Below are 11,101 nucleotides of genomic sequence, written 5' to 3'. Positions count from 1 at the left end.
AGTTTTTAACTTTTAATTTCTTTCAAAACACATCGCTATTCCCATACCACCACCAATACATAGTGAAACACAACCTTTATTAACATTTCTTCTTTTCATTTCGTGTAGCAATGTGACAACAACTCTTGCTCCAGAAGCACCTATTGGATGACCTAACGCAATAGCACCACCATTTACATTTATTTTGTCATGCTTTAAATTTAGTACGTTGATAACTGCAATACTTTGAGCTGCAAAAGCTTCGTTTATTTCAAACAAATCAACATCTTCAATTTTCCAATTAGCTTTTTTTAATGCAATTCTAATTGCATCAATTGGTCCTAAGCCCATTAATGATGGATCAACCCCAACTGAACTCCAAGAAACAATTTTTCCTAATATTTCTAAATTTTTTGACTCAGCTATTTTTTTTGTAGTTATAATTACTCCTGCAGCACCATCATTAATTCCTGAGGAATTTCCTGGTGTAACGGTTCCATTTTTTTTGAAAACAGTACTTAACTTCTTTAAATCAGCGATTTTTAAATCCGTTCTTGGATGTTCATCTTCTTCTAATATTATTGAATTATTTTGATCAGAAATTTTTATTAATTCACTTTTAAAAAGTTCTTCATCGATTGCTTTTTTTGCTTTGAATTGTGAATTTAAAGCATATTCATCCTGTTGATCTCTTGAAATCTTAAATTTTTTAGCAATATTTTCAGCTGTGACTCCCATATGATAATTATTGAAAGCATCAATTAAACCATCATTTATCATGGTGTCACTTAATTCATCTTCATCTAATTTTTTTTTCTCTCTAAAAAAAATTGAATGAGGTGCTTTAGACATATTTTCTTGTCCTCCAGCAATAACAATTTTTGCATCATTAAGCATAATTGATTGATAACCAGAAACAATTGCTCTTAAACCAGAACCACAAACCTGATTAATAATATGTGCTGGTTTTGAAACTGGTAAACCACTATTTATTGAAGCTTGCCTTGCTGGATTTTGACCTCCTCCAGCTGTTAAAACTTGACCTAAAATTATTTCATCAATCTCATCTTTCGATAAATTTGACTGTAGAATTAAGTTTTTAATAATCTCAGCACCAAGCTTGTCAGCACTTATATTTTTTAGAGAACCTTTGTAAGTACCTATTGGTGTACGTAATGCTTTAACTATAACAATTTCATGCATCAATTTTGACCTATTTTCTAATAGTTTTAATATTAAATTACATTATAAATAATTATTATTAAATTAAATAAGGAATTTAAAAGCGCCTGTAGCTCAATTGGATAGAGCGCTTGGCTACGGACCAGGAGGTTCTGGGTTCGACTCCTAGCAGGCGCACCATAAAATATTATGTTTGATTGGTTATTAAAATCATCACTACAAAATTCAGTGATCTATTTTTTTGGAATTATTTTTTTTGTTTTATTGTTGTTAACTTTAATTCTTTAATTGTATGTCAGATAATTTTGAACAAATAAGTAAAAAACCAGGCTTTATGAAACATAATGGTGGACTTATGTTTCGAAAAGTTTCTGAAAACAAATATGAATTTAAATCAACTATAACTGAAAATCATCTTAATGTTGCTAGTATAACTCATGGTGGATATTTAGCGGCTATTATTGATGCTGGAGCTGGTACTGCTGCACATAGAGTTTCAAACAACGCTCCATGTGTAACTATTTCTCTAGATATTAAATATATTGGTGCGTCTAGAGCTGGTGATGAGATTATTGGAACTGTTAATATTCAAAAAAAAACTAATACTCTTGTTTTTTTGGATTGTGAGTTAAAAAATAATAATACTTTAATTGCATCAGCAAGTGGTGTTTGGAAAATATTAAAAATCAAACCTTCTGAATTAGGACCAGGTGGTTAATTTTTAATTAAGATAAGAAATTTTAAAATGAGAACATTTGTTCTAATGATTCGGCCATGTTTTAGACTATTTTTGTTCTTTTGGACTTACTATATCTAGTACTAAAAAAAATTAGTATACCAAAGATAGAAAATGAAAAAAAATAAATTAACTGCAGTTTTAGGTCCAACTAATACAGGAAAAACCCATTTAGCTATTGAAACTATGCTTTCATTTGAGAGTGGTATAATTGGATTTCCACTAAGACTTCTTGCTAGAGAAGTTTATGAAAAAGTAATTAAAAAAACTAGCTTAGATAAAGTTGCTTTAATTACCGGTGAAGAAAAAATTATTCCCTCAAATGCTAAATATTTTTTATGCACTGTAGAGTCGATGCCAATTGATAAACAAGTTGAATTTGTTGGTGTTGATGAAATTCAAATGTGTGCGGATCATGAAAGAGGACATATTTTTACAGATCGTCTGCTCAATATGAGGGGTGAAAAACTTACTATGTTAATGGGATCAAACACAATTAAAAATATTATTTCAAAATTAGATGATGATATTGAATTTATTAATCGTGAAAGACTTTCAAAATTAACCTATGTAGGTCATAAAAAAATATCAAGAATAAACAGAAAAACAGCCATAATTGCTTTTTCTGCTGAAGAAGTTTATGCAATTGCTGAGCTAATTAGAAGGCAAAAAGGAGGTGCCGCAATTGTAATGGGCTCATTAAGTCCCAAAACAAGAAATGCTCAAGTAGAACTCTATCAATCAGGTGACGTTGATTTTCTAGTTGCAACTGATGCTATTGGGATGGGTATAAATATGGATTTAGACTTCGTTTATTTTTCAAATTTAAAAAAATTTGATGGAAGAAAGTTAAGAAAATTAAATTTATCAGAAATAGGACAAATTGCAGGTAGGGCGGGTAGGTATCTAAATAATGGAAGTTTTGGCATTACTGGAGATTGTAAAGAGATTAGTGCTGAGGAAGTAGATCTAATAGAAAATCACAAATTTGAGGAAATTAGAACTTTATTTTGGAGAAACTCTAATCTGAATTTTAATAATTCATCTTCTTTACTCAAATCGCTAGAGCAAAAACCTTATCAAGATTGGTTAAGAAAAATACATGAGTGTGAAGATGAAAAAGCTTTAAAATTTTTTTTAAAAGATAAAAATTTAGAAAATGTTGACTTGAATAACAAGACTTTGTCCCTCTTATGGGAATGCTGTCAAATTCCAGATTTTGTTAAAAAAACATATGGTAATCATTATGAAGTAATTGGAAACGTATTTAAATTCTTAAATAGCGAAAAAGGAAAAATACCTGAAGATTATATGAGAATTCAACTAATGAAATTGGATAAATTAGAGGGAAATGTAGATTCTTTATCAAATAGAATTGCAAATGTTCGAACTTGGTCTTATGTTTCCAATAAAAATAATTGGGTAGAAAATCAAGATTATTGGATAGAAAAAACAAAAAATTTAGAAGATAAATTATCAGACAGATTACATGAAGAACTTACAAAAACTTTTATTGATAAAAGAGCGAGTGTTCTAGCTAGAGGATTAAAACAAGATATGGAATTTAAAACTGAAATACTTCAAAACGATGATGTAAAAATTGATGGTCATTATATTGGCAAAATAAATGGTTTAAAACTTGAGCTAGACTTAAAACAAGGTGCTCTTGAAACTGATATAAAATCACTCAAAAAAGCTGCTAGGCAATCTGTCAGTCCTGAGCTTGAAAAAAGAATTGATAACATTATAGAAACTAAAATATTAGAACTCAAAGATGATACCAAAATTTATTGGAATAAATTTTCAATAGCAAAAATCAATAAAGGAAAAGATTACTTATCTCCAAGTATAGAATTAGCTATTGATGAAATGCTAGAACAAAAACAAAGACAAAAACTCAATGATTTTTTAATTAAATGGTTAAATGAAAAAATAAATTCAGAATTAAAAAGCTTAATTGATTTAAAAAATATAAATCAAAATAATTCATCAATAAAAGCTTTGGCCTATCAACTTTATGAAAATAATGGGGTACTCAAAAGAGATCAAGTTTCGGATTATCTAAGCAAATTAGGCCAAGAGGAAAGAAAAATATTAAGAGAAATTGGAGTTAAATTTGGAAGATATCATATTTATTTGTTTAAATTAATTAAGCCTGAAGCTGTAAAATTAAGAACTCTATTATGGAAAACTTTTCATCAAAAATACTTTAAACTTAAACCACCAACATTTGGATTGAACTTTATTGAGGAAAAAGAAAAAAATAATAGAAACTTCATGCTATTATGCGGATTTGAGAAATTTGATAATCTATTTGTAAGAATTGACATACTTGAAAGATTATTTATGCAAATAATTAATACAAACACTGAACAAAATAAGGAAATAAAAGTAGTTCCTGAAATGTTAAATTTACTTGGTTGTAGTAAAGATAATTTTGTAAACCTTTTAAAAAAAATGAACTACTCAATTAATGAAAAAGATAATGAAATTTTTTTCAAGTACGCTCCTAATAAAAAAAGAAAGAAATTTATAAAAAATGTAACTACAAAAGAAAATCCTTTTCAAATACTTAAAAATTTAAATCTAAATAATTAATGTTTTTTAATAAAAAAACTAAAATCGACGAAAAAAAATTCCCATTAAGTAAAATTGGTTCACTGCTTATACATGCGGCTAAAATTGACGAAGATTATTCAGAAATTGAAGAAAATATAATAAAAAAAACACTTATTTCTTTAGGTGCAAGTTCTAAAAATATTGATGAATTGATAGCTATATCAATTAAAGAAGAAGAGAATTCAAATCAAATTCTTGAATTTACTAAAGAAGCGAAAAATTTATCTGAAGAAAATAAAATAAAAATAATAGAAGCATTATGGAAGATTATTTATTCTAATCAAAATGCTGATATTTATGAAACTAATTTAATGAGAAGATTGGCTGGTCTTTTGTATATTGACAGTAAGATTATGGGAGATATTAAAGAGAGAATTAAGAGTGAGGTTATCAAATGACTTATATTGTTAATGATAAATGTATTAAATGCAAATTAATGGATTGTGTTGAAGTCTGTCCGGTAGATTGTTTTTATGAAGGGAAAAATATGCTTGTAATTAAGCCTGATGAGTGTATAGATTGTGGCGTTTGCGAACCTGAGTGTCCGGTAGATGCAATTACAGCCGATACAGAACCAGGTAGTGAAAAATGGTTAGATTTAAATAAAAAATATTCTGAAATTTGGCCAAATATAAATGAAAAAAAAGATCCTCCAGTGGATCATGATAAATTTAAAGACGTAAAAGATAAATATGAAAAATATTTTAAAGAAAATCTTGAATAAAAAAAAAGCAAAAAAAGTTACAAAAAAAGCAAAAGATAAACCTAAGGCAAAAAAAGTCGCTGTAAAAAAAGTAAAAAAAGCAAAAAAAATTACAAAATCTTTACCAAAAAAATCTATAAAAAAAGCTGATAACAAAACAGAAAATAAATCAGCTGATGGTTTAAGGATTTCAAAATCAAATGAAGTAAAACCAGAAATTATTAAAGTAAAAAAACAGGAAACTGAAAAAAGAGAATATAAAGTAAAAGATTACGTTGTTTACCCTAAACATGGTGTTGGACAAATCACTGAATTTAAGAAAATTAATATTGGCGGAATTGACGTTGAGACTTATATAATAAAATTTGAAAAAGACAAAGCGAACGGGATGGTTCCTGTCAATAAACAGTCTCATTTAAGACCTCTAGCAACTATTAATCAAGTTAATAAATGCATATCAATTTTAAAAAGTAAGCCAAAAATTAAAAGATCTATGTGGAGTAGAAGAGCACAAGAATATGAGGCCAAAATTTCTTCAGGAAAAATATATGAATTAGCAGAAGTTGTAAGAGATCTTAATAAAGGAGATGATCTTATGGTTGACCAATCGTATTCAGAAAGACAATTATTTGAAAAAGCTTACGACAGAATGCAAACTGAGTTTCAAATGATATTAAATTTATCTGTTGAAGATACACAAAAAAAATTAGATAAAGCACTTAAAAGGAACACTGGTAAACAACCGCAACCAGAAGTAACTGAAACTAAAAGTTCTGCAATTAAAATGCCAATAGAAGAACCTATTGGTGATGAAGAAGATCCAATAGAAGACTAAAAAAAAACGCCTCTCACACGTAAATCGTTATGAGAAGCGTTTTTGTTTAAGAATACTAAGAGACTATCTTCTTCTCTTTTTAGCCTTCTTCTTAGCTTTTTTCTTAGCTTTTTTCTTAGTTTTCTTTGCCGCTTTTTTTCTTTTCTTAGGCATCTTTAGCTCCCTTTTTTTAATTAACGAATCAAAATGATTCGCTCTTAACTTATTTTTATTTTTTTATAACACCTATGTCAATTGTTTAATTAAAACCTAAATTTTAGAAAAATTTTTTATTTTTAAAAATTTTTTTTTATTTTTTTATTTTTAAAAAAAGTAAGTGTTTATGCGAATAATAACTTATTATTTTAATAAAGTTTTTCTAATCGTTCTTTATATTTTTTTATTATCTTAAATCTTTTTAACTTTAATGTTGGTGTCATCATTTCATTTTCAATTGTAAATTGATCTTTTATGATGAAAAATTTTTTAATCATTTCAACTTTAGATAAATTTTTATTTACTATTTCAATTTCTTTTTGGATTAATTCATTATTTATTTGATTTTGTTTTTCTTTATTCAAAACAATTAATGCTACTAAATATGGTTTGCCGTCTCCATACACTAAAGCTTGTTCTATAAAATCAATTTTTGTTAAATCATTTTCAATTTTTATTGGAGAAATATTGTCACCTCCTGGTGAAATTAAGATATCTTTTTTTCTATCTGTTATTTTCAAAAAACCATTTTTTATTACACCAATATCTCCAGTATATAACCAGCCATCTTTCAGAATTTCTTTAGTTTCTTTTTCTTTCTTCCAATATCCTTGCATTACATTTTCTCCTTTTACAAGAATTTCTCCATCCTCTGCTATTTTCACCTCATTTCCTGGAAAAGGAGGGCCAACTGTTTCTATTCTAATATCATGAATGGGATTACAGCTTACAACAGGTGATGTTTCAGTGAGTCCATAACCTTGTAAAGTTGGCAATCCTATTGAATTTAAAAATAAACCAACTTCTTTATCTAAAGCTCCACCTCCAGATATAAATGCTTTTAGTGATCCTCCAAATTGCTTCTTTATTTTTTTTCTTACTAATATTTCGCAAAAAAAATTTTGCATTTTTTCTACGAAATTCAAATTTTTTCTTACCAAGATTTATTGTTGTATTAATTATTTTCTTTTTAAATCCTTCCACCTTATTAAATGTTGAATTAATTTTTTGATATAAATTTTGATAAAATCTTGGTACTGCCGTCATTATTTCAGGATTACAGTCACTCATATTTTTTATCAACTTATCTATACTTTCAGCATAATAAACCTTTGCACCCACAGCCATTTGGACAAATTGAACTGTGTGCTCATATGAATGCGATAACGGTAACCAAGTTAAAAAATGAGGTTTATTTGAAACGAATTCTTTTAATAAAGTATAGGCTCCTTCACAGTTATTTAAGATTCCTCCGTGACTTAACATTACCCCTTTTGGATCACCTTGAGTTCCTGAGGTATAGATTATACACGACGTATCTTTTCTTTTAATGTCCAGGTTTAAGAAGTTTGTTTCTTTTGTATTGTTCTCTTCAAAAATTGAATTAATGTTTTCTATTTTATTTTCTTTGTCTTCTATTTGATCAAATGAAATTATCTTTTTTATGAAATCACTATTTTTAATATGATTTTTTATTTTTTTAAATAATTCATTATTAGAAACTAATATTAGTGATGGTTTGCAATCATTAATTATATATTCATAATCTCTTTCTGTGTATGTAGTGTATGAAGGTACTGTTATTCCTTTTGATAACATTATAGACAAATCAGAAATCATCCATTCTGGCCTATTTTCTGAAATTAATAAACATCTATCTCCTTTTTGTATTATTGATGAAATTTTGGATGAAAGTTTGATTACTGATTGGAATGTTTCTTCCCATGAAAAAGATTTTTTTTGTTTAAGAGATGTTAAAAAAATTTCATTTTTATTGCTTAATTGATACTGCGTATAAAATAATTCTAAGAGATTATTTAATTTATTTATATTCATAAGTAATGGTGGGCGAAGAGAGAATCGAACTCTCACTTCTTGCGAAACACGATTTTGAGTCGTGCGCGTCTACCAGTTCCGCCATTCGCCCTTTAAATCTAATATAATAAATATAAATAGTATAAGAAGAATTTTTATATTAAAACAAAAAAAATGCTTAATTCATTATACAAAAAATGCTTAGATCTAGCCGCTCATAAAAGTTCAAAATTTTTTTTAGGACTTGTTTCATTTATTGAGAGTTCATTTTTTCCAATTCCGCCAGATGTGATGATTATTCCAATGGTATTCTCTAGAAAGAGAGAATTTTTTAAAATTTTTTTAATCGCTACTATTTTTTCAGTATTAGGTGGAATTTTTGGATATTTCATTGGATCATTCTTTTTTGATTTTGCTTCTCAAATAATCAATTTGTATGGATATGAAGAAAAAATGATTAAAATCAAAAATGATTTAAGTCAAGGTGCAGGTTTTTTTGCTTGGCTAGGAATTTTATTTTTAGCTGGTTTTACCCCATTACCATATAAAGTTTTTACGATTGCTAGTGGTCTTGTTGGATTTAATCTTTTTGTTTTTATAATCGTAAGTATCATTTCAAGAGGCTTAAGATTTTTTATAATTTCATATCTTTCTTTTAAATTTGGACATTTATTCACTAAATTTATGGAAAGCCATGGTTCGAAATGGTTCACTATGATTGGAGTTGTTTTGGTATTTATATTCGCAGTTGTAATATACGTTTTTAAACATACATCTTAGAAAGATGGTAAAAAAAATTTATTTTAGTATTTTAGTTGTTTCAATATTAGCTTTGACTTCAGCTTATTTTATTGAGTATTTTTTAGGTTATCAACCATGCAATCTTTGTTTATTAGAAAGAATTCCTTACGCTTTAAGTATAATTATAATTTTAGCTAATTTTAAAATTAAATTTAATGATAAATATACACTTTTATTATTAATTGTTATTTTTATTGCTGGAGCTTTATTATCAATTTATCATTTTGGAATTGAACAAGGATTTGTTGAAGAATCTTTTGTCTGTAGCACAAAGGATAATCTAAATTTAAATAAGGAACAATTGCTCCAAGAACTTCAAAAAATGAATATTAGCTGTAAAAACGTGGCATTTACTATATTTGGTTTGTCATTAACAACTTATAACATATTACTATCTGTAATCATTTCTGCTATTTTAATTAAAATTTATGCAAAACAAAAATAAAACAGACCAAAGAAAATTAAAAGAATTTATTAGAGTAGATCATGCCGGAGAACGTGGTGCTGTTAAAATTTATGAAGGACAATTGCTAGCCTTAAACACTGTTGTAAAAGATGAAAACTTAAAAAAAATAATAGAAGAAATGAAAGTTCATGAAAAAGAACACTGTGAATTTTTTGAAGAGGAGATAAAAAAAAGAAATATTCAACCAACAAAATTGTTACCATTATGGGATTTACTTGGTATTGGTCTAGGATTTGGTTCTACAATAATTGGAAAGAAAGCTGCAATGTTATGTACAGCATCAGTTGAAGAGGTAATCGATAAACATTACTTAGATCAAATAAATCAACTAGGCCCAGATGAAGCTGAATTAAAAAAGAAAATAAAAAAATTTAGAGATGATGAGCTTCATCATAAAGATATAGCATATGAAAAAGGAGCCACTAAAAAAGGCCTTTATTCTTTGATGGATAAAATAATTAAAACTGGATCTAAAATAGCTATAAATATTTCAGAAAAAATATAACCTTAACTTTCTAATTCAACGTCCCAATACAAATAGTCCATCCAACTCTTATGAAGAAAGTTTGGAGGAAAATTTTTTCCATTTTTATGAAGATCTTCTGTTGATGGCCTATACGGGTATTGGTTTAATTTCATTCCTGAAAATTTCAAAAGTTTTCCACCTTTTTTAACATTACATGTTGAACAAGCCGTAACAACATTATCCCAATTTGTTTCTCCGCCTTTTGATCTTGGTAATAAATGATCAAAAGTTAACTCTTCTTTACTTCCACAATATTGGCAAGAGAATTTATCTCTTAAAAAGACATTAAATCTCGTGAAACTTGGTTTTGCTTGAGGGACTATATAATCTTTTAAGGCAATGACACTTGGTAACTGCATACTAAAAGATGGACTTCTAATTTCCCTGTCATATTTACTTACGATAATTACTCTATCTAAGAAGACTGATTTCACTGTGTCCTGCCAAGACCATAATGATAAAGGGTAATAGCTCAGAGGTCTATAATCTGCATTTAAAACTAATGCAGGACATTTTTCCAAAGAAACATCTTGTTCTATAAAGTTCATATCAAAAACATAACTTAATTAAAAATTATTTTCAATATGACTAAAATATTAAATTTTTTTTAAGATGTAATTTAATGCTAAACTTGAAGCTTCAATTGGTATATGATGACCACAATTTTTTACCAAATGTGATTCTACATTAATTTTTTCTCTTATTAGAAAATCTTTTGCTTCTAATAAAAACGTAGGTGAAACAATATCATCTAATTCACCATGAATTAAAAAAACATCTGTTAAATTTTTGACTCTCTTTTTTAAATCATTCTGATCTATTATTTTTCCTGAAAAACCAACTATGGAACTAAATTTATCTTCAGAAGTTAGTCCCACATTTAATGACATCATGCATCCTTGACTAAAACCTGACAAACATATGTTACTATTAGTTAGATTATATTCTTCTTTAATTTCATTTATAAACTTTTTAAGTATTTCCTCTGCTTTTTTTGTTTCTTTCAAAATATAGTTTGGGTCATCTTTTGTTAAATCAAACCATTGATATCCAGAGGGATTAATTTCACAAGTTTCATGTCCGTTTGGGCATATAAAAATTGTATTAGGTAAATGACGCTTCCAATTTAAAGACAGCATACTAATATCATTTCCATCTCCTCCATAACCATGAAGAAGAATAACTGCATTTTTAATTTCTTTTTCTGGCTTGATAATTTTAGATTTTAGGCAAAATGTCATAGT

At 27.4% G+C, this 11,101-nt stretch carries 11 protein-coding genes, 2 tRNA genes and 1 pseudogene; 9 read left to right on the top strand and 5 right to left on the bottom strand.

The window, feature by feature from the left end:
• Window positions 1-12 precede the first annotated feature (12 nt).
• On the bottom strand, window positions 13-1,182 hold the full coding sequence (locus ACTT9U_RS02960; protein WP_440931701.1) for an acetyl-CoA C-acetyltransferase: 1,170 nt from the start codon (window positions 1,180-1,182) through the stop codon (window positions 13-15).
• 82 nt (window positions 1,183-1,264) lie between these two features.
• Between ACTT9U_RS02960 and ACTT9U_RS02955 the strand changes: the two genes are divergently transcribed.
• The 6 genes from ACTT9U_RS02955 to ACTT9U_RS02930 all read left to right on the top strand — a co-directional run bounded on the left by ACTT9U_RS02955 (window position 1,265) and on the right by ACTT9U_RS02930 (window position 6,054).
• A tRNA-Arg gene (locus ACTT9U_RS02955) sits at window positions 1,265-1,341 on the top strand.
• Between the two features lie 112 nt (window positions 1,342-1,453).
• Window positions 1,454-1,879, top strand: a complete 426-nt coding sequence (locus tag ACTT9U_RS02950; protein WP_440931700.1) for a PaaI family thioesterase — start codon at window positions 1,454-1,456, stop codon at window positions 1,877-1,879.
• Window positions 1,880-2,011: 132 nt separating this feature from the next.
• Complete coding sequence (locus tag ACTT9U_RS02945) at window positions 2,012-4,495, top strand: helicase-related protein (RefSeq protein ID WP_440931699.1); 2,484 nt, start codon at window positions 2,012-2,014, stop codon at window positions 4,493-4,495.
• On the top strand, window positions 4,495-4,914 hold the full coding sequence (locus ACTT9U_RS02940) for a TerB family tellurite resistance protein (RefSeq protein ID WP_440931698.1): 420 nt from the start codon (window positions 4,495-4,497) through the stop codon (window positions 4,912-4,914). Before ACTT9U_RS02945 ends, ACTT9U_RS02940 begins: the two co-directional genes overlap by 1 nt.
• On the top strand, window positions 4,911-5,240 hold the full coding sequence (gene fdxA, locus ACTT9U_RS02935; RefSeq protein ID WP_440931697.1) for a ferredoxin FdxA: 330 nt from the start codon (window positions 4,911-4,913) through the stop codon (window positions 5,238-5,240). The genes ACTT9U_RS02940 and fdxA overlap by 4 nt, the downstream gene beginning before the upstream one ends.
• Window positions 5,209-6,054: a CarD family transcriptional regulator gene (locus ACTT9U_RS02930; protein ID WP_440931696.1), complete on the top strand. Its 846-nt coding sequence runs from the start codon at window positions 5,209-5,211 to the stop codon at window positions 6,052-6,054. The genes fdxA and ACTT9U_RS02930 overlap by 32 nt, the downstream gene beginning before the upstream one ends.
• A gap of 344 nt (window positions 6,055-6,398) precedes the next feature.
• Here the strand turns inward: ACTT9U_RS02930 and ACTT9U_RS02925 are convergent.
• Together ACTT9U_RS02925 and ACTT9U_RS02920 are read right to left on the bottom strand one after the other, a co-directional pair.
• Window positions 6,399-8,085: pseudogene (locus tag ACTT9U_RS02925) on the bottom strand (AMP-dependent synthetase/ligase).
• Between the two features lie 6 nt (window positions 8,086-8,091).
• Window positions 8,092-8,176: transfer RNA gene (locus ACTT9U_RS02920), tRNA-Leu, on the bottom strand.
• A 62-nt stretch (window positions 8,177-8,238) separates the two neighbouring features.
• Between ACTT9U_RS02920 and ACTT9U_RS02915 the strand changes: the two genes are divergently transcribed.
• Genes ACTT9U_RS02915 through ACTT9U_RS02905 form a run of 3 tightly spaced genes read left to right on the top strand, consistent with a single transcriptional unit; the run spans window position 8,239 to window position 9,836 of the window.
• Window positions 8,239-8,844, top strand: coding sequence for a YqaA family protein (locus ACTT9U_RS02915; protein WP_440931695.1), 606 nt, complete (start codon window positions 8,239-8,241; stop codon window positions 8,842-8,844).
• 4 nt (window positions 8,845-8,848) lie between these two features.
• Window positions 8,849-9,310, top strand: a complete 462-nt coding sequence (locus ACTT9U_RS02910; protein ID WP_440931694.1) for a disulfide bond formation protein B — start codon at window positions 8,849-8,851, stop codon at window positions 9,308-9,310.
• The gene (locus tag ACTT9U_RS02905) at window positions 9,294-9,836 is read left to right on the top strand and encodes a demethoxyubiquinone hydroxylase family protein (RefSeq protein WP_440931693.1); all 543 of its coding nucleotides are present in this window, start codon (window positions 9,294-9,296) and stop codon (window positions 9,834-9,836) included. Before ACTT9U_RS02910 ends, ACTT9U_RS02905 begins: the two co-directional genes overlap by 17 nt.
• Window positions 9,837-9,838: 2 nt before the next feature.
• Here the strand turns inward: ACTT9U_RS02905 and ACTT9U_RS02900 are convergent, their stop codons facing one another.
• Window positions 9,839-10,405, bottom strand: coding sequence for an HNH endonuclease (locus ACTT9U_RS02900; RefSeq protein WP_440931692.1), 567 nt, complete (start codon window positions 10,403-10,405; stop codon window positions 9,839-9,841).
• A gap of 48 nt (window positions 10,406-10,453) precedes the next feature.
• On the bottom strand, window positions 10,454-11,098 hold the full coding sequence (locus tag ACTT9U_RS02895) for an alpha/beta hydrolase (RefSeq protein ID WP_440931691.1): 645 nt from the start codon (window positions 11,096-11,098) through the stop codon (window positions 10,454-10,456).
• Window positions 11,099-11,101: the final 3 nt, after the last annotated feature.

The organism is Candidatus Pelagibacter sp. (assembly GCF_052049975.1).
In the GTDB taxonomy this organism is placed as follows: Bacteria; Pseudomonadota; Alphaproteobacteria; order Pelagibacterales; family Pelagibacteraceae; genus Pelagibacter.
The sequence above is the reverse complement of the archived record's forward strand: the minus strand, read 5'-3'. Positions and strand labels throughout refer to the sequence as shown.